The sequence below is a fragment of the Saccharopolyspora sp. NPDC050389 genome (genome assembly GCF_040655595.1).
Taxonomy (GTDB): Bacteria; Actinomycetota; Actinomycetes; order Mycobacteriales; family Pseudonocardiaceae; genus Saccharopolyspora.
On sequence record NZ_JBFAKG010000022.1, the window covers coordinates 23,012 to 41,975 of the forward strand.

Here is an 18,964-nt window from a genome sequence, read left to right on the forward strand (position 1 = left end):
GTTCGACGAATAGTCCGGTGTGGACACTTCCGGTGCAGATATACACGGTTGGGGTTCTGACCGGGGGCGATTCGGCTCTGGGCGATTGGCCGTGGGCCGAGGCTGCGCTTCAGTCGGTGTGGGCAGGGGGTTGTTCGCTGGGAAAGAGGATCGGGCTGAGCAGGTATCGGATGCGGTCGGGCGTGGGTTGGTTGGCCAGCCGGGGGAGGATCGCGTCGCGCAGTTCGCTGATCATGGCGGTGAGTTCGTCCTGGTTGAGCCAGATCGCGTGTTGCCGGTAGCCGACAGCGTCGGCGGCCGGGTCGGTGTTTTCTCGGTCGAGGTAGGCGTTGAACTCGGCGACCAGGGCGGCTACCGCTCCGGCGAATCCGCGCCGGTGGTCGTCGGGCGACAGTGATGCGGCCGTGTCGGGGTCGATGCTCGCCCGTTCCTGGCGCAACCGGTAGTGGCGCTCGACCGCGCCGCGTACGCGTCGTTCGTCGGCCACCTCCAGGATTCCGCCGGCGGCGAGCAGGTCGACATGCCGGTAGACCATGGCCTTCGAGACGTCCGGCAGTCGCGCGCAGAGCTGGGCGGTGGTGAGCGTCCGCCCGCCGCGCATGGCGTGCACGATCCGCAGCCGCACCGGGTGCCCCAGCAGTTCCAAGGTGTCCACAACTCAACGATCTCATGTCATGATACCGTTCGCAAAATTTGAGAATGGGTGATGATGTTGGGAACGGATCCGGCGGCGGTCGCCACAGCGGTCGTCGACATGGCGATGCAGGGACGCTTCGCGGACATCGAAGAGTTGTTCGCTCCACGGCTGCGGGCGGTGGTGTCCGCCGAGACGCTGCGGGTCGGCTGGGAGGGAGAGATCTCCAGGATTGGGCCGGTCTCGGCGGTCGGAGAGCCGACAAGCGAGCCGGTCAAGGCGGGGCTGGTCCGGGTGAGCGTCCCGATGACCTGTGCGCGCGGGGGACTCACGGTGATCATGCCGGTCGACGACGCCGGCATGTTGCACGGTCTGCGGCTCGCGCCGCCGGCTTACACGTCCTGGGAGCCACCGAGTTATGCCGCCCCGAAACGGTTCACCGAGCATGAGGTCACCGTCGGCTCCGGCCCGCTCGCGGCGCCCGGCACCGTGACCCTGCCCAAGGGGCATGGCCCGTGGCCGGGGGTGGTGTTGCTCACCGCGGGGCCCTTCGACCGCGACCTGACCACCGGGCCGAACAAGCCGTTCAAGGACCTGGCGTGGGGGCTGGCCAGCCGCGGCGTGGCAGTGGCCCGCTTCGACAAGGTGACCCACGTCCACAGCGGGGTCGCGTCCGAACCCGGCTTCACGATGATCGACGAGTACGTGTCGCACGCGGTTGCCGCCGTTCACCTGCTCCAACAGCAGCAAAGCGTGGACCCCGCGCGGGTGTTCGTCCTCGGCCACAGCGGCGGCGGCAAGGCAACCCCACGGGTCGCGGCCGCCGAGGCATCGGTCGCCGGTCTGGTGAGCCTCGCCGGTGATGCGCTGCCGTTGAGCCAGGCCGCCGTCCGGGTCACCCGCTACTTGGCCGAGCTGAATCCCGGCCCGGCCACGGCGGCAGCTGTCGAGTCGGTTGCGCGGCAGGCCGCGCTCGTCGACAGCCCTGACCTGTCACCCTCGACCCCGACCGCGGACCTGCTCTTCGGCTGGCCGGCCTCGTACTGGCTGGACCTGCGCGGCTACGACCCGGTCGCGACCGCAGCCGGGCTGGACAAGCCGATGCTCATCCTGCAGGGCGGCCGCGACTATCAGGTGACCGTCGCCGACGACCTCGTGCGCTGGCAAGCGGGCCTGGCACATCGGCCCAACGTCACGATCCGCGTCTACGACGCCGACGACCACATGTTCTTCCGCGGCGAAGGACCGTCCACGCCCGCCGGGTACGAGTCGCCGCAGCACGTCGACCCGGCCGTGGTCGCCGACATCGCCGAATGGCTGGCGCCCAGCCAGAGCAAGATCGCCCGGCTCTTCTCCAACCTCAAGCGCCGACCACACCGGCCCGAGTGACCAGAACCGACCACAAAGGACACAGCAGTGATCGAAACAACCACGGCGGACGCATCCTCGTCGTCCGCCGGACGGCAACTGGACTGGCTGGTCGGCGCCTCAGCTCGCGCTCCCCTGCCGGACGGCGAGATCCGTCAGCGCCTAGCGCTGGCCCTGCTTGACGCCATTGGCGGGCCCGAGAGCTTCAACGCCGCATTAGCCGAGGTCGGCCGGCTCACCGTGCGCGAAATCCTCGCATCGCGACCGGATCACGCCCAGGCGGCGGTGCGCGGCAGCGCCGACTACCTCGTCGCGGTGCGCGTGGACGGTGCAGGACTCATCGACGATATGCGCCTGACCCCCGACGAAGCCCCACCGACCTCGTGGACGGACATCGACAGCCAGCTGACCCAGCTGGGAGCACGCGTGTCCTTCGCCGCTGCCGAGATCCGCCCCGACGGACAGTGCCAGATCCGGCACGGCCTCGACGCCGACACGCAACGCCCGATCGGTTCGGCGTTCAAACTGTACGTGCTGGGCGCGCTCGGCCAAGCCACCGCCGAGGGACGAGCCTCCTGGGACGAACTGCTGGCAATCCGCGACGACTGGAAGAGCCTGCCTGGGGGCGTGCTGCAGAACCGACCGGCCGGCGCCACCCTCACCTTGGCGGACTACGCCGACCACATGATCTCCATCAGCGACAACACCGCCACCGACCACCTGATCCACCGGCTCGGCCGGGACGCGGCGTGGCGGCAGCTCACACTGTTCAGCCACCGACAGCCCCAGGCGAACGACCCGTCCCTGACCACCAAGGCCTTCTTCCAGCTCAAAGCCGATCCAGCCCGCGCGCGGCGATACCTGACCCTGCCGCGGCACGAGCGTGCCGCCGTTGTGGAGGAGCTGGAACGGCTTCCGCTGCCAGACGTGCGCGAGAGCTGGCCACATCCCAGGGACATCGACCAGATCGAGTGGTTCGCCTCACCCATCGACATCTGCCACGCCTACGCCGGACTGCAGCGACTCGATCAGCCCGAAATCCACCACGCCCTGTCCCTCAGCAACGAAGGGCTGAACCTGGACATCTCCAGGTTCCCCACCGTCTGGTACAAGGGCGGCAGCGAGCCCGGCGTCCTTACCCTGCACTACCTGGTCCGCACCGCCGACGCACGTGTGCTGTCCACCAGCCTCATGGTGTCCGACCCCGCCGCTCCGCTCGACAAGATCGATGTGACGATCAAAGGCCAGTCGATCATCCGTGGCGCGTTCCACCTGCTGGCCATGCCGCAATGACCCCACCACGACCGCGCTCGACATCCCCGGTCTGATCTCGGGTCGCCGAATGCCCATCCCGGTGCGCATCGCGTACGGCTAGGGGCGATCATCTCCCGCGAGCAGCGCCTCTCCGCTTGGTGGCATACGGCAGCGCGAACAGGTACAGACCGCTGAACAGGAGCAAGGCGAGCGGAAGCAGCGGCACGTAGGAAACCCAGATGACAGGTTTTTCCTGCGCCAAGACGACGAAAGTGACGATCACGGTCACCGTGAAGACAATGGCCAGCCAGCGGTGAATCTGGCGAACCCACTTGTTCCCGATCAATGGAACCTCCTCTGAAGACGAGCAACCCCGGCGCCGGCGACCTGCCGGGCGAGACGTTCAGCCGGTTGTGGACGTTGGTGGTGGCGATCGACGGCGGCAGCGCCTCGCCGACCCGGTCGAAGGACAGCGGCACCAGCGCGGCGCAACCTGACGTCATGGGTCTGGTCGGGACCGCCTGGCTCGAAGACCAACGGGAAGTCCGGAAGTCGACCGGCCCGGATGACCGGTTCGCCGTTGGCCGTTCGGCCTTAACCGGGCCCAGCCCCGTGAATGGTGATGTCCATGGCGGTCACGCTAGGCGCGGCCGCGTGGCCAGCGCTTCTCGATTCCTGACCGGTCCGGCCACCTGTTTCGCACGCACGACTGCGTGTTGGTGCGGCGCCGCTTTCCACGTCGCGCAACCGGCTTCGGCGCCCGCAGCTGGCTCTGGGCACGCTCGTCGGCGCCCATCCTGCGGTCAGCGGAACTCGACGGACTTCTCGACGCCGCGCAGCGCTTCAACCGTCTCCTCCGTCAGCCGGTGGAGCACCTCGGCTGCTCCGGGAAGATCGTTGATCATTCCCTCCTCCGCGGTCGAACCGACAGGATTCGAACCTGCACCTCCATGATCCTCAGTTCAGTCTACAAGAGACAGTCATCGGCGAGAACCGAGAAACCGCAACACCGACCAGCCTCGTTCGTGCCACGACCACCAGGCCCGCGCAGAGCGATCGAACAGCACGGGAACCACCTGACGCTCGGCGGTCACAGCACAATCGTGATGCGGACTTTCTCATTCAGCGTCTGGACGTCAGTGGCTTCCACCTCGCCGCGGGCGGTGCGGTATTTGCCCGTGCCGCCGGTGATGGCCATCAACGAATCGGTGCCGCGGACCCACAACGTCTGGGCGGTGATCTGTCCGTCAGGCAGCCGGACCGATATCACGCAGTTGGTGGTGATCTCCTGCCCCTCGACATGCGTCACCTGGCAAGCGCCACCATCGTCGCCGACCTGCCGCCCGCCCTGGTACAGCTCGTCCGAGAACACGTACTCGTCGCCGATGCTCACACCGGGCTCGCCGACATCGGTGAGGACGAACTGGTCGTTGCTCACGTCGAGGTCGATCACCTCCGTCCGCACCGCCGGATCCGCGGCCGCGGACGTTTCGGGGACCGACAGGTAGCTCAGCGCCAACAGCCCGGCCGCGGCGAGGCCACCACCGACGGCGAAAGCCTTCTTCGCAAACAAGGAATCGTCCTCCTCCAAGGCGCCGTGCAGGTCACGGCGAACGAAAACGATCCTGAGACCTCTACTTCACTGGAGGTCAAGCATGATCTTTCGCCTAAGAAAGTCCGATCCTGAACCGTGCTGGTGTCACGCCCACGTGCCTGCGGAACACCCGCGTGAGGTGGCTCTGATCGCAGAAGCCGCACAGGTTGGCGATCTCGTTGCTGGGCGCGTGGGTGCGTTGCGGCAGGATCTTCGCGCGCTCGACGCGCTGGTTGACGCCTGGAACATGAAGGGGTCGTCCGCCTCGAGCACGTCCTGCAGCTCGATCTCGTCGACTTCGCGGTCGTACACCTGCCGGCAGGTGGTCGCGTGCTCCTCCCCGGTGAGGTACACGTGGACGACCTCGATGTCCGTCGGCCAAGCCCAGTGCGACTGCGCGGCCCGCGTCAGCAGGACACGTCTCTGCGACCGAGCGTTTGCCGAGTCCACACCTTGCCGTTGCACGGCCGGGTACGTCGCGGGGCTCGACGGTGGTTTTCGGACGGATGACCGGTTTCGTGGCGTCCTTTCGGATTTTGGCCTGGTTCGCTTCGTACGCCAGGCATTGGCCCACAAGGAGGTATCGACGCTTCCGGTCGAGTGACACACTCCACACAGGATGTCCCGATCGGGGATGGGGCGTTCAACGGTGCTTCGGGAAAGGGTCCTGCCTTGTCGATTTCCGCGCGTGGCGATGCCGAGCCCGGCCTCAGCTTCCGATCTGCGGTGACGGCGATTCGATGACGGACCCGTGCTCCGCCTCCGAACCGGCAGCGACCGACGGCTCGATGCAGTTCCCCTTGGCCTCCAACCAGGAGGCGCTGTGGTTCGTCGACGAGCGAGCGGGCGGCAGCAACGCCAACCGCGTGAGCCGCGCGGTCGAGATCGCCGAGCCGCTCGACGTCGGCGCGTTCCGTCGCTGCTGGGAACGGTTGGTGGCGCGGCACGAGGCCCTCCGAACCCACTTCGGCGCCCGGCGCGGTGTTCCGCACCAGGAGGTGCTGCCCGAGCGCGCCCTCGACTTCGAGCACCGTGACGTGAGCGGACAGACCGTGCAGGCGGTGCGCGAAGCGCTCCAGGCCGAGGCCGACCGGCGGTTCGACCCGACCTCCGATTCCTTGCTGCGAATTCGGGTGCGCAGTTTCCACCCCGGCCGGCACTGGGTGCTCATCTCGTTGCACGGCCTCGTAGCCGATTTCCGGTCGCTCGCACTGCTGTTGGCCGAGTTCGGTGAGCTCTACCGAGCCGAGCGCGAGGGGCGACCGCCCGCGCTTCCCGGCCTGCCCGCCCGCTACGCGGACTTCGTCGCCGACCAGCGGTCCTGGCTGGAGGGCGAGGCGGCCGCCGCGCAGCTCGAAATGTGGGCCGACAAGCTCAATCCATCGCCGCCGCCGCTGGAAATACCGCCCGACCACCCGCGCCCGGCCGTGCAGACCGAGAACGGTGCCGTCGCCCGCCTCGCGCTCCCGGCTTCCCTGAGCTCGGCTGTCACCCGTTTCGCCGGGTCCCGTGGAGTCACGACGGACGTCTTCCTGACCACGGCGTTCCAGCTGCTCCTGCACCGCTGCACGGGGCAGGACCGGATCGTGGTCGGTGTTCCGGCGACTTGCCGCGACCGCGCCGAGTTCGCGCCGCTGGTGGGCTGCTTCGTCAACCCGGTGGCGATCGATCTCGACCTCGCCGGCGACCCCACGTTCGCGGAAGTCCTGGCCCGGGGAAAGCAGGCCGCCGACGACGCGTTCCACGGTCGTCTCGTCCCGTTCGCCCGTGTCGTCGAACGTGTCGCCCCGCGCCGCGAAGCGAGCCGTTCGCCGATCTTCCAGGTCATGCACGCCCACCTGCGGCCCCCGTCAGGCACGCCGCCCGAGCTCGCTCTGCTCGCCCTTGGAGACGACGGCGCGCAGGTCGAGGTCGGCGGCCTCACGCTCCGATCGCTGCCGCTGATCGACTCCGGCTCGCAGTTCGAGCTGCATCTCATGACGGCCGAAGGACCTGACGGGCTGAGGTTCTGCCTGCGGTACAACACCGATCTCTTCGACCGGGCGACCGCCGAGGCCATGCTGCGGAACCTGGAAGAACTCGTCTCGGACGTCATCGCCGAGCCCGCGCGACCGCTTTCGGCGTTCCCTCGGACCACGGCGCGTGAGCGAAGCGCAATAGCCGAGTGGAATCGGACAGCTCGCGACCACGACGGCGAACCGTGGTTGCACGAGGCGTTCCACACCAGGTCCCGGGAACGTCCGGACGACATCGCCCTCCGCGCTGCCGGGCGGTCGGTCTCCTACCGCGAACTCGCCCGGAGGGTGAACGGGCTGGCGCAGTTCCTGCGGGAACGCGGCGTCGGGCCGGGTTCGATCGTCGGCGTCGCGGTCGAGCGCTCGCCCGAGCTCGTGGTGGCCCTGCTCGGCACGCTGTCGGCCGGCGCCGCCTACCTCCCTCTCGACCCGGACTACCCGGTCGAGCGGATCGAGTTCATGATCGAGGACGCCCGGCCGTCGATCGTGCTGACCCAATCCCACCTTCGAGCCCGGATCCCCGATGCGGCGGCGCACGTGGTCGCACTCGACGACCCGCCCGAGGACCTGGCCGAACGGCACGAACCGGTCGCGGCCGCAGTGGACGACGACACCCCCGCCTACGTCATCTACACCTCGGGATCGACCGGCCGCCCGAAGGGCGTGCTGATCACGCACGCCGCCCTGCGGAACCGGATCGCCTGGATGCAAGGCACCTTCTCGTTGACGCCGCAGGACCGGGTGCTGCAGAAAACCCCTTCCAGCTTCGACGTGTCGGTGTGGGAGTTCTTCTGGCCGATGGCGGTCGGCGCGCGTCTCGTCCTGGCCGACCCGAGCGGTCACCGGGACGTGACGTACCTCGCCGATGTCATCCGCGCCGAGGAGATCACCACGATCCACTTCGTCCCGTCCGTGCTGCGAGTCTTCCTCGCCGAGCCGGGAGTGGCGGAATGCGGCTCCTTGCGGCGGATGTTCTGCAGCGGTGAGGCCCTGCCCCTGGACCTCGTCGAGGACGTGCTGAGCAGGCTGCCCTGCGAGCTGCACAACCTCTACGGCCCGACCGAGGCCACGGTGGACGTGACGTGGTGGCCGTGCCGCTCCGGGGAAGACGCGGTGCCGATCGGTTTCCCCGTCGACAACACCGGCATCCACCTGCTGGACCCCGCGGGACGGCAGGTGCCGATCGGCGCGGTCGGCGAGATCCACATCGGCGGGGTGCAGGTGGCGGCCGGGTATCTGAACCGACCCGCGCTGACCGCCGAGCGCTTCGTGCCTGACCCGTTCTCGGGCGCCCCGGCGCGGCTCTACCGGACCGGAGACCTCGGGCGACGCCGCCACGACGGCGCCGTGGAGTACCTCGGGCGGCTCGACCACCAGGTGAAGATCCACGGCAACCGGATCGAGATCGGCGAGATCGAGACCCGGCTGTCCGCCCACCCCGCGGTGCGCGACGCCGTGGTGACCGTGGGCAGGCAGGCGGGCACGCCGTTCCTGGAGGCTCACGTGGTTCCGGCCGACGGCGCCCAACCCGAGCCGGGCGAGCTGATCTCCCACCTGCGACGCCGGTTGCCGGCCTTCATGATCCCCAGCCGAATCCGGCTGCTCCAGCAGCTTCCGCTCACCCCCAGTGGCAAAGCCGATCGCGTGGCCCTCGCCGCGACCGCGGCCGGATCGGGCTCTGGCGACGGCGTGCGGCGGTCGCCGCGGACTCCTGCGGAGCGCACGCTCGTCCGCGTCGCCGCCGAGGTGCTCGCGATCCCGGAGACCGACGTCGACGACAACTTCTTCGCGCTCGGCGGGAACTCGATGGCCGCGCTTCGACTTCGCGCCGTCCTCCGGGAGGCGGGACTCGACGTCTCGGTGCTGGACGTGTTGCGCTCCCCCACCTTCGAAGCACTCGCGCGCGCCTCGCGGCCGGTGGTCGATCAGCCAATCCGCACCGCGCCGTTTTCGCTGCTCGCTCCGGCCGATCGGGAGAACCTCCCGGACGGGCTCGAGGACGCCTATCCCCTGACCGCTGCCCAGACCGAGCTCCTCGATCGCGATCCGACCGGCGCGGACCGCGAGCGCTGCGCTGCGGCCTTCCACTTCGGCGGTGAGTTCTCCGAGCCGGCTATGAGGGAAGCGCTCGACGCACTCGGCGAACGTCACCCGCTGCTTCGAACGTCCCTCGGGACAGCCGGTTTCAGCGAGCCGCTCCAACTCGTCCACCGGACGACGTCGGTGCCGCTGCGCATGCACGACCTCGCGTCGGCCACACCGGAGAGCCGGGTCGAGGACTGGTCGCGGTTCCAGGCTGACGTCCGCGTGGAGCCCGATTCGTTCCACCTCGTGCTCAGCCATCCGTTGATCGATCGCTGGAGCATGGGCCTGCTGATCGCAGAGCTCATGTCCGATTACGAGGCCCTCCGGGCCGGCGAGCGCCCGGCGCGCCGCGAGCCGTTGCCGCTGGGCTACGGCGATTTCGTCAGGGCCGAGCGAGAAGCGGCTCACTCACTGGAAGAGCAGCGCTTCTGGCGCGGCTACGTCGCCGATCACGAGACCCGCGCACTTCCCCGCTGGCCGTCGCGGCGGGACGAGCGCCCGACCCGCCACGTCCGCACCGAGGTGCCCGTACCCGCCGCGATTCTCGACGGTCTCGTTCAGCTCGCCCGCGCCGCGGGCACCCCGCTGCGCACCGTGCTGCTCGCCGCTCATCTGAAGGTGGTCGGCATGCTCGGCGGCCGGGCGGACGCCATGACCGGCGTCGCCACGACCGGTCGTCCCGAGCACCTCGGCGGCGACCAGATCGCCGGCTGGTTCCGCAACCTCGTGCCGTTGCGCGTCGAGCTCACCGGCGAGAGCTGGCTCGACCTGGTTCGGCGGGTCTTCGAGGCCGAGCAGGAGATCGTGCCGCACCGGCGCTATCCGTTCGCGGAGATCGTCCGGGCGCGCGGTGGAACGGCGCCCTTCGAGGCCGCCTTCGGCTACGTCGACTTCGAAGTCCGCGAAGCGCTCGGCGGACTCGCCGATGTCGAGCTGCTCGACTGGCAGCACCCGGCGGACCCGGTCGGCTTGCCGCTCGCCGCGAACTTCCACCTCGACACCGGGCGCTCGGAACTGACGTGCTTCCTCGACGCCGACGACGGCGTGCTCGACCCGAAGCAGGTGAAGCTCATCGCCGCGTACTACTCGCGCGCGCTGGCCGCGATGGCCACCGAACCCGAGTCGACGACCACCGTCGATCTCCGGCCGGACGAGGAACGAGCCTTGATCGACGGCCTCAACGCCACCGAGCGGGATTGGCCCGCGAAGTGGTCGGCCGGGATGCACCGCAGGGTGGCCGAGCATGCCCGCCGGGCCCCGGCGGCCGTGGCGGTGCGGTGCGCGGGGCGGGATCTCCCGTACGGGGAGCTCGACGCCCGCGCTGCCGGCCTCGCCCGGCAGCTGCGGTCGAACGGCGTCGCCCCGGGTGATGTCGTGGCCGTGTCGGTCGCGCACTCCGCCGACCTTCCCGCCGTCGTGCTCGGCGTGCACCGAGCCGGGGCTGCGTGCCTGCCGTTGGACCGCTCCGCCCCGGTCGGGCTGCGGCATGCGCTCGTCGACTCCGGGGCCTCGGTGATCGTCACCGATCAGGCCGCCACCGACCTGCGCGACTCCAGGGCGACCGTTGTCGACCCGCGGAATGTCCCGGACGCCGGTGAGCCTGCGACCCTGCCGCCGCCCGCCGACCCCGATTCGCTGGCCTACCTCATCTACCCGCCCGGGACGTCGCGCGGTGTGGAGATCACCCATCGCGCGGTCGACAACGCCCTGCACGCTCTCCGGGAACGGCTGAGCTGGCAGGACGAGGACGAGGTGCTGTTCGCGGTCACGACGCCTGCCACCGGCCGCGCGGAGCTGGAACTCTTCCTGCCGCTGATCACGGGAGCCCGCCTGGACCTGGCCACCGAAGCGGAGGCCGATGACCCGACCGCGCTCGCCGAGCTGCTGACCTCGACCGGGGCGACCACGATGCACGCGCCGCCGCGCACGTGGCGGATGCTCGTGGACGGTGGGTGGTCCGGGGATCCAGCACTTCGAATCGTTTGCGGCGGCGACGTCCTGCCCGCGGACCTCCGGGCACGACTGCGCGGGCTCGGTCGCGTGGTGTGGAACGTCTACGGACTCGCGGAGACGACGATCTGGTCGACGGCGGCACGCGTGGAATCCGCGGCCGGGCCGTCGCTCGGCGCGCCCCTGGCGAACACGACGTGCCACGTGGTGGGCCCGGACCACCTCCCGGTGCCCGTCGGTGTGCCCGGCGAGCTCCTGATCGGCGGGCGCGGTCTGGCACGGGGATACCGCAACCGCCCCGATCTCACGGCCCGGTCGTTCGTGCCCGCCCCCGGTGCCGACCGCCTTTACCGCACCGGGAAATTCGCCCGCCTCCGGCCCGACGGCGAGTTGGAGTTCCTGGGGCACCGAGACGGGCGGTCGAAGAACTGACGCGGGCGCACCAGTCGCCATCGCAAGATCGTCCTAAGGGGTGGTTGCAGAATGGGTTTGCGTGGCGGTGCGGGTGGCGGCCCCCCTGCGGGATTTACAGATGCCGTCTGGTCTGTGGGATCCCCGACTTACGTATGACCAATACGCGGCTTCGGGGCTGTCCTCGCCAGACGACATCTGAGAACCCGCGGCGGTGCAAGCTGAGTCCCTCACCGCATGCGGCTGACGCCGCATTCTGAAAGGACCTCTAACAGGACAGTGCGCCAGCCGGATTCGGTGATCTCGGCTGGAGCACTGGCCCGGAGTCGGGCTTCGCCTACAGGGTGTCGATCTGGCCGTGGGTGATCTTTCCTTCGAGGAGGGACTGCCAGTACGAGGCGAACCCGTCCACTCGCGTCCAGAACTGGCTGTCCTTCTTGGCGATCAGTTGCGCGGCGTCCTTCAACTTGGCCGTCCCGTTCGGCTGCCCGGCGAATCGGCGGAGAGCCGGCCAGAAGTAGAGCAGGTAGAGCACTTCCGGCGCCGCGTCGGGGCCGAACAGCACCGCGGGGCGCTTCTCCTGATCGGCGTACAGCTCGGCGAGCGGCCGCTGCTGCGGTTCGTCGGGCAGCAGTTCCGGCTGCGAGACGTCCAGCAGGAAACGCCGGCGTTCGATGTAGGCGACGGCGATTCCTTTGCGCACGCAGAAGTTCACGGCCTCGCCGGCCTCGTTCACGATCGGCTCGCCCCGGTCGTTCAGCGACGTGTTGCAGATGATCGGAACGCCGGATTCCCGGTGGAACGCTTGGAGAGCACCGGCCAGGAAGGGCTCGTCCGCCGCCGACAGCGTCTGTATCCGGGCGCTCCCGTCGATGTGCGCGATGGCCGGTACCAACGTCTGGTACTCGGGCGCGATCAGGAACGTCTCCAGCATGAACGGCGAGGGGCGACCGTCGACGAACCAGTCCGCGACGTGGTCTTCCAGCACGATCGGCGCCACCGGACGCCACCACTGGCGCTGTTTCACCCGGTTCAGCACCCGCTTGGTCTCCATCCGGCGAGGGTCTCCGAGCAGACTGCGATGCCCGAGCGCCCGCGGACCGATCTCCGCGGCACCGTCGACCCAGGCCACCGGATGGCGCTGGATGTCCGCGACGAAGACCTCCTCGTCGAAGTCCTGGACGTCCAGGATGCGGCTGTCCCAGCGTTGTCTCGCCGCCGACGTGCGCAGCCGGTTCTCCCCCGCGTACGGCAGCCGGACGTCCACCTCGCGATCGCTCAGGTCGCCGCGGGCGAAGAAGCCGAGAAGTCCGATGCCCAGCGCCTGGCCGGAGTCGTTCGCGCAGGGTGGTGCCAGCAGCCCGCGGAAGCCGTACGCGCTGACCAGCCTGGAGTTGGTGGGGCAGTTGAGCGCGAATCCGCCGGAAAGGGAGAGGAAGGCCTCGGTCGGATCGACTCCGCTGCGCTCCAGCAGCATGTCGACGTTGCGCTTCGCGATCGCGATCGACGCGGCTTGGACGATCTTCATCACCGCGCTGGCGATCAGGTCGTCGCGGGTGAAAGGGTGTTCTTCACTCTCTATTCCCGACCGGATCGCGTCCGTCGCCGCCTCGATGATGTCGCCGACCAGGCCCATGCACTTGTCCATCAGCGAATGGCCGCCCCAATACCGTTCGCTCAGCAGCACATCGATGTCGTAGTCGACGAAAGCCGGGCTGGCACCGGCCAGGGCCATCAGGGTGCCCGGTTCCATTCCGAAGAGGCGTTGGGCGGCGTGCCAGAGCAGGCCGGGCGACTCCACCGGGGTCAGCTCCACCTTTCCCTCGTGCGCGACCGCGCCTGCGTACCAGGTGTCGCCTGCGACGTCGTCTTCGAGGGCGAAGTCGGGGCCGCCGTCCATTGCCAGCGCGATGATCGGCGCGCTGCGGAACGCACGGGTGTCCATGAACAGACCGGAGAACACGTGCGCCAGGTTGTGCACCGGCAGGCCCTTGCAGTCGAACTCTGGTAACGCCGTGGTGATCTCCAGCCCGGGCGTGCCCCAGATCTCGGTCAGGTCGGCGCGTGTCAACCCCTCCCGCCCGATCAGTTCGTCGATTAATCGACCGCACGCCTCCGGCGTGTCGTACAGCGGTAACTCGTGGTGCTTCAGCCCGGACAGCCGTTCGACTTCCCAGTACCTGACCAGCGTGATGCGCGTGTCGTCGACGCGCCAGAGCGCGACGTTCTGGTCGTGGCGGTGCGCGGAAAAGGCCAGCAGGCCAGGCGGGCTCAGGTAGGTGGAAACTACGTAGCCGCCCTTGGTTCCGTTGGTCATGCTTCTGCCTCCTGGCTCTCTGGGTGAACGGTCAGCCGATCTGCGACTCGCCCGTCTCGGCGTCCACCACGTCGATCGCGCCGGTCGGGCAGAGTTCCGCGGCCTCGATCAGACGCGGCTGGGCCGGTAACGCACCGGCCGGTGGGCAGGAGCGGTCCTCCTCGTCGAGCTGGAACAAGTCCGGTGCGATCGACGTGCAGGTGCCCGAGCCCACGCAGATGCTCTGATCGATCCGGATCCGCCACTGTGACACCAGTGCCTCCTGTGTTCGCTTTCGTTGAACGTGCTGTCAGATCGGCGTTTCGCCGGCCCCCACGCCTGAGGACCGAGTCCCGCTCCGCGAGCGGCTACGGCCGCTCACGGAGCAGCGGTAAGCGGCAGGTCCATGTCCGCGAGCAGGACCTCGCGGAGATCGGCCGGTGCTTGCAGGAAGGTGAAGTGGCTGCCGCCCAGCAGCCGGAAGACGGTTTGCCCGCAGTCGCGCCACCCGGTCATCTGGTCCGGCCGGATGTTCACGTCGTCCTTCCAGCCGATGGCGCTGACGCGGCAGGGCAGCCGCACCGCCTCCGCCATCCGGTACTTCGCGTTGGCGTCCACATCGGCGCGCATCACCCGCAGCGACAGCCGCACCATATCTTCCCGCGGCTCGACACCGCCCAACTCGCGGATCAGCCGCCGAACCTCCTCGGCCAGCTCGACATCGTCCATTTCCAGGTACGTGCCGAACGGCCCTTCCTGCGGTGCCACCTGCGAGGAAACGAACACGCAGGTCGGTACGGGCCCGCCGCTGCGCGCCAGCTGCACCGCGATCTCGTAGGAGGACAGCGCCGAGCCGCAGTGGCCGAAGAACCCGAACGGCCGGTCCAGGTGCGGTCCGATCGCATCGATGACCTCGGCGGCCAGCTCCTGATAGGTCTCATGTGGACGCTCCCGAAGCCGGTTCTCCCTGCCGGGCAGCTGGATCGGGCAGATCTCCAGGCCCTCGACCATCGCAGGCCAGTTCCGGTACATGCTGGCCCCGCAGCCGGAATAAGGCAGGCAGAACAGCCGGGCCGCGGCCTCGCTCCCCGGCGGGCGCAGGAACCAGCGCGGTGGCCGGGCCTTCCGGGGCGGCCTGGTGGCGGCCGGAACGTCGGCGCTCACCGCACGGCCTCCCGTTGGTGGCCCGGCCGCGGTTTGCCCACCACCGGCATGCTGGAGATCCCGGCGACGAAGTTCGACGCGACGTGCTCCACCGGGCCGGCCAGCTGGAAGTCCTCGAACGCGGCGAACATCTCCTCGAACAGCACCTGCAGGGTCATCCGGGCGATGGCGAATCCCACGCAGTAGTGCGGGCCCGCGCCGAAGGTGAGGTGCCGGTTGGGGTGGCGACGCACGTCGAACAGGTACGGATCGTCGAAGACCTCTTCATCGCGGTTGGCCGAGCCGTACCAGACGACGACCGCGTCGCCCTCCGCGATCGGCACCCCGCGCAGCTCGGTCGGTCGCGTCGCGTAGCGCAGCACGTGGTTGGCCGGGGAAGCCCAGCGCAACGCCTCCTCCACACCGCTTTCCAGCAGTTCCGGGTGCTCCGCCCAGTCGGCGTAGCGACCGGACCGGATCAGCTCGGCCAGCGCGGCCTTCGGCACTTCCGGCACCGTCACGGTGGAACCGATCAGCAGCAGGTAGCAGTTGGCCATCACCGCGCCGCGGCCGAGCGGGGCGCCCTCCACCGTCATCGTGAGCAGGGTGCTGAGGAGATCCTCGCCGGGCTCCTTCTGCCGCCGGCTCGCGGCGTCCTGGAAGTAGGCGAACAGCTCCCGGTGCGCCCGGTGCTGGGTCGCCGCCGCGCCGGAGGAGAGCTGGTGGACCGGGTCGTCGGGAGCGACCGCCATCTCGGCCAGCTCGGTCAGCCTGGGCCAGTCGGCGGGCGGCAGATCCATCAACGTCCCGAACATGACGACCGGTAGGCGGTGCACCGCGACCGCGATGTCGAACGGCTCACCGCCGAGAGCGGGCTCCAGCAGTCTCCTGGCCTCGGCCCGCACCAGTTCGCGGTGCCGGTCGGCCGTGCGGCCGACCAGCAGGCGCTGCAACGGCGCCCGCATCTCGGTGTGGCGCGGCGGGTCGGTGGCCGACAGCTGCTGCCGGCTGGCCGGGTCGGGCTGCCCGAGCAGCGTCAGCAACGTGCCGCCCTCGGAGGTGAAGGTGGCGTGATCGCGCAACACCGCAACGATGTCGTGGTACCGGGTCACGGACCAGAAACCGGATCCCTGCCCGGTAGGTTGCCAGCGCACCGGGTCCCGGTGCCGCATCGCGTGCCACACCGCGTGCGGGTCGCCGTTGCGGTACAGCGCCGGATCCCGCAGGTCCACCGCGTCGAGGTGGATGGCGTGCGGGTCGGTCGGGTGCGAGTGCCTCATCCTTGCGCTCCTGTCCCGGTTTCCAGCGCCGCGGCCAGCTCGGCGATGCTGGGCTGGAGGAACAGGGTCTGCGCGGAGACCTCGACGCCGGTCGCCGATGCGATGTCGACCAGTAGTTCTGCGGCGGCCAGCGAATGGCCGCCGAGTTCGAAGAAGTCGTCGTCCACGCCGACCGGCCGGACATTCAGGCGTTCGGCCCACATGGCCGCCAGCCGCCGTTCCAGGTCGGTGCGGGGCGGGATGTACTCGGTCGACAAGTTCTTGTCGACGCGCGGCACCGCCGGTTCCGTTGCGGGCGCGCCGGATTCGTGCTCCACGTCGGTCATGGCAGCGCCACCTCCCGATCACTCGTGCGGACCCGCACCGGCAGGTGCGTGATCCCGTTGATGAAGTTGGAGTACAGGTGGGTCACCTCGCCCGCCAGCTCGAACCGGTCGCACCGCGCGATCAGTTCTTCGAGCAGCACCGCGAGCGCCACCTGCGCCGCCGGTCCGCCGATGCAGCGGTGCGCGCCGACGCCGAAGGCGAGGTGCGGATTGGGTGTGCGGCCCGGGTCGAAGGAGTACGGGTCGGCGAAGACCTGTTCGTCCCGGTTGGCCGAACCGACCCAGGCGCAGACCAGTTCTCCTTCGTCCAGCCGGACATCGCCGATCTGCACCTCGGTGAGGGTGCGGCGCATCAGGTGGTTGGTCGGCGAGGCCCACCGCAGTGCCTCCTCCACCGCGCTCGGGACGAGGTCCGGATTCGCCCGGAGCGTGCGCCAAACCTGCGGCTGATCGGCGAATGCGAGCACCATGTGCGAGGCGACCTGCGGCGTCGTCGTGATGGCACCCATCGCGAAGCTGTAGCAGTTGAGCAGCACCTCGTGCTCGTTCATCCGGCGGCCGCCGAAGTCGAGGTCCAGCAGCACCGAGATCAGGTCGTCCCGGCGCTGGCGGCGCCGTTGCCCGATCAGGTCGGAGAACAGGGCCATCAGTTCGTGGTGGGCGTGCCGGAGGGTGTCCTCCTCGGAGCCCGTCGCGTACTCCGGATCCGCCGGCGCGACACCGGCCATCGCCCACCTGACGATCGACGACCAGTCCCGGACGGGGATGCCGATGATCTCGCCGACCCCGGCCATCGGCAGTTGCAGCATCAGCTCGGCGAAGTCGACCGGTTCGCCGTGATCGAGGTGCCCGTCCAGGATCCGGCGGAGGTGACCGCGCACCCGTTCGCGACGTTCCCGGACCAACCGGGTCGCCATGGTGCGCATGGTGGGCAGCCGGACCGACGCGTGGTCGGGCTGATCCATCAGGTTGATCGTCTTACCACCCGCGCTGTCCCCCCGTGCGACGGCGAGGATCGTGCCGTGCGCCGAGCTGAACCTCCGGTCGTCCATGAGGACCCGGGAAACATCGCGGTAGGTGGTCACCGACCAGAACCTGTCGCCCTCCGGGGTTTGCTGCGCCCACACCGGAGCCGTCGCCCGCAGGGCGTGCCAGGACGCGTGCTGTTCGCCGTGCTGGTACCGGCCTGGGTCGTAGAGGTCGATCTTGTCCAGCGGTACCGGTGCGGCCGGCGGCGAGGCGATCAGCTGCATCGACGTACCTCCCTGTCGATGTTGGGAATCAGGTCACTTGCGTTCTTCATCTGTCACCGCCGCGGTTTTCCGAGCACCGGCATGGACGACAGGCCGTTGACCCAGTTCGACGTCAGGTGCGTGACGGGGCCGGCCAACTCGATCTGTTCGAACTTCGAGACGAGTTCTTCGAACAAGGCCCGCAACGCGATCCGCGACAGCGGCGCGCCGATGCAGTAGTGCGGGCCGATGCCGAACCCGATGTGCTGGTTGGGCGGGCGCTGCGGATCCAGGCGATATGGGTCGTCGAAAACCGCCTCGTCGCGATGCGCCGAGCCGACCCAGGCGCAGACCCAGTCGCCCGCGGAGATCCGGACGCCGCTGATCTCGGTGTCCCGCACCGCGCGGCGGACCAGGTGGTGCGGTGTGGCGGTCCACCGCACACCTTCCTCCACCACCACCGGCGTCCGCTCCGGATCCTCGCGCAGCCACGCCCACCACGACGGGTGCTCGATCAGCGCGAGCAGCGTCTGGCCGGCGACGTGCGGCGTGGTGGAGTTGGCGCCGGCCATGAAGCTGTAGCAGTTGAGCAGCACGTCGCCGTCTTCCATCCGCCGCCCATCGGGCCGCAGCTCCAGCAATGCGCTGATCAGATCGGAGCCCGGGTGACGGCGGCGGTGCGCGATCAGCTCGGAGAACCGCGCGAACAGCTCGTGGTGGGCGCGGCGCAGCGTGTGCGCCGTGGTGGGCCCGACGGCGAACGCGGGATCTTCCGGCGAGATCCCGGCCGCGGTCCAGAACGCGATCGGGTCCCAGTGTTCCTCCGGGATGCCGATCAGTTCACCGGTGATCGCCATCGGCAACCTGCGCATCAGGTGGGCGAAGTCCTGCTCGCCGTCGAGGCACGGTTGCACCAGGCGGCGCACCTGCTCCTGGATCCGGTCGGCCCGCCCGCGCAGGACCGAGTGGCTGAACGACCGCATCGACGCGGTGCGCAGCCCGGTGTGCTCGGGCGGATCCATCAGCGAGATGGTGCGCCCGCCCGCGGGATCACCGGTTTCGATCGAGCCGAGCACCGTGCCCGATGCCGAACTGAACGTGCGGTGCTCCTTGAGGACGCGTTCGCAGTCCGCGAACCTCGTCACCGACCAGAAACCCGGTTGGCCGGGCCGTTCGTGCCACCAGACCGGTGCCTGGCGGCGAAGGGTCTGCCAGGCCGCGTGCTGGCTGCCGTCGCGATAACGCTCGGGGGCGTACAGGTCGATCTCGTCGAGCGGAACGGACTCGGCGGAATCGGGTGCGGTGATGCGCATGTGGTCCCCAAGGACTGGTTCGAAATGGCTTACGTGGCGGTGCGGAACCTCGGGCCCCGTCTC

Annotated in this window: 14 protein-coding genes; 3 read left to right on the forward strand and 11 right to left on the reverse strand. The window is 69.3% G+C overall.

Features of this window, described 5'->3' with window-relative positions:
* Positions 1 to 109: 109 nt before the first annotated feature.
* Positions 110 to 655: a helix-turn-helix domain-containing protein gene (locus tag AB0I53_RS16645; protein WP_358602951.1), complete on the reverse strand. Its 546-nt coding sequence runs from the start codon at positions 653 to 655 to the stop codon at positions 110 to 112.
* Positions 656 to 706: 51 nt separating this feature from the next.
* Here AB0I53_RS16645 and AB0I53_RS16650 point away from each other — a divergent pair, with 51 nt between their 5' ends.
* Both AB0I53_RS16650 and AB0I53_RS16655 read left to right on the forward strand, forming a co-directional pair.
* The gene (locus tag AB0I53_RS16650; RefSeq protein WP_358602954.1) at positions 707 to 2,023 is read left to right on the forward strand and encodes an alpha/beta hydrolase; all 1,317 of its coding nucleotides are present in this window, start codon (positions 707 to 709) and stop codon (positions 2,021 to 2,023) included.
* A gap of 27 nt (positions 2,024 to 2,050) precedes the next feature.
* Positions 2,051 to 3,295 (forward strand): serine hydrolase, encoded by a 1,245-nt coding sequence (locus tag AB0I53_RS16655; protein ID WP_358602956.1) that lies wholly within the window; start codon positions 2,051 to 2,053, stop codon positions 3,293 to 3,295.
* Between the two features lie 88 nt (positions 3,296 to 3,383).
* On the opposite strand, the gene AB0I53_RS16660 is transcribed toward AB0I53_RS16655, so the two are convergent.
* The 3 genes from AB0I53_RS16660 to AB0I53_RS16670 form a co-directional block, all read right to left on the reverse strand.
* On the reverse strand, positions 3,384 to 3,602 hold the full coding sequence (locus AB0I53_RS16660; protein ID WP_358602958.1) for a hypothetical protein: 219 nt from the start codon (positions 3,600 to 3,602) through the stop codon (positions 3,384 to 3,386).
* Positions 3,603 to 4,346: 744 nt separating this feature from the next.
* Complete coding sequence (locus AB0I53_RS16665) at positions 4,347 to 4,829, reverse strand: dirigent protein (RefSeq protein ID WP_358602961.1); 483 nt, start codon at positions 4,827 to 4,829, stop codon at positions 4,347 to 4,349.
* Between the two features lie 94 nt (positions 4,830 to 4,923).
* On the reverse strand, positions 4,924 to 5,466 hold the full coding sequence (locus tag AB0I53_RS16670) for an AraC family transcriptional regulator (protein WP_358602964.1): 543 nt from the start codon (positions 5,464 to 5,466) through the stop codon (positions 4,924 to 4,926).
* Between the two features lie 172 nt (positions 5,467 to 5,638).
* Here AB0I53_RS16670 and AB0I53_RS16675 point away from each other — a divergent pair, with 172 nt between their 5' ends.
* Positions 5,639 to 11,332, forward strand: a complete 5,694-nt coding sequence (locus AB0I53_RS16675; protein ID WP_358602967.1) for an amino acid adenylation domain-containing protein — start codon at positions 5,639 to 5,641, stop codon at positions 11,330 to 11,332.
* A 316-nt stretch (positions 11,333 to 11,648) separates the two neighbouring features.
* Here the strand turns inward: AB0I53_RS16675 and AB0I53_RS16680 are convergent, their stop codons facing one another.
* The 7 genes from AB0I53_RS16680 to AB0I53_RS16710 all read right to left on the reverse strand — a co-directional run bounded on the left by AB0I53_RS16680 (position 11,649) and on the right by AB0I53_RS16710 (position 18,901).
* Positions 11,649 to 13,628 (reverse strand): carbamoyltransferase C-terminal domain-containing protein, encoded by a 1,980-nt coding sequence (locus AB0I53_RS16680; protein WP_358602970.1) that lies wholly within the window; start codon positions 13,626 to 13,628, stop codon positions 11,649 to 11,651.
* A gap of 31 nt (positions 13,629 to 13,659) precedes the next feature.
* A complete protein-coding gene (locus AB0I53_RS16685) occupies positions 13,660 to 13,881 on the reverse strand; it encodes a ferredoxin (RefSeq protein WP_358602972.1) in 222 nt (73 codons plus the stop codon).
* A 104-nt stretch (positions 13,882 to 13,985) separates the two neighbouring features.
* A complete protein-coding gene (locus AB0I53_RS16690) occupies positions 13,986 to 14,771 on the reverse strand; it encodes a thioesterase domain-containing protein (RefSeq protein WP_358602975.1) in 786 nt (261 codons plus the stop codon).
* Positions 14,768 to 16,030 (reverse strand): cytochrome P450, encoded by a 1,263-nt coding sequence (locus tag AB0I53_RS16695; RefSeq protein WP_358602977.1) that lies wholly within the window; start codon positions 16,028 to 16,030, stop codon positions 14,768 to 14,770. Before AB0I53_RS16695 ends, AB0I53_RS16690 begins: the two co-directional genes overlap by 4 nt.
* Positions 16,027 to 16,356 carry a phosphopantetheine-binding protein gene (locus AB0I53_RS16700; protein ID WP_358602979.1) on the reverse strand — a complete coding sequence of 110 codons (330 nt, stop codon included), beginning with the start codon at positions 16,354 to 16,356 and terminating at the stop codon, positions 16,027 to 16,029. Before AB0I53_RS16700 ends, AB0I53_RS16695 begins: the two co-directional genes overlap by 4 nt.
* On the reverse strand, positions 16,353 to 17,609 hold the full coding sequence (locus tag AB0I53_RS16705) for a cytochrome P450 (protein ID WP_358602982.1): 1,257 nt from the start codon (positions 17,607 to 17,609) through the stop codon (positions 16,353 to 16,355). Before AB0I53_RS16705 ends, AB0I53_RS16700 begins: the two co-directional genes overlap by 4 nt.
* A gap of 53 nt (positions 17,610 to 17,662) precedes the next feature.
* A complete protein-coding gene (locus AB0I53_RS16710; protein WP_358602985.1) occupies positions 17,663 to 18,901 on the reverse strand; it encodes a cytochrome P450 in 1,239 nt (412 codons plus the stop codon).
* Positions 18,902 to 18,964: the final 63 nt, after the last annotated feature.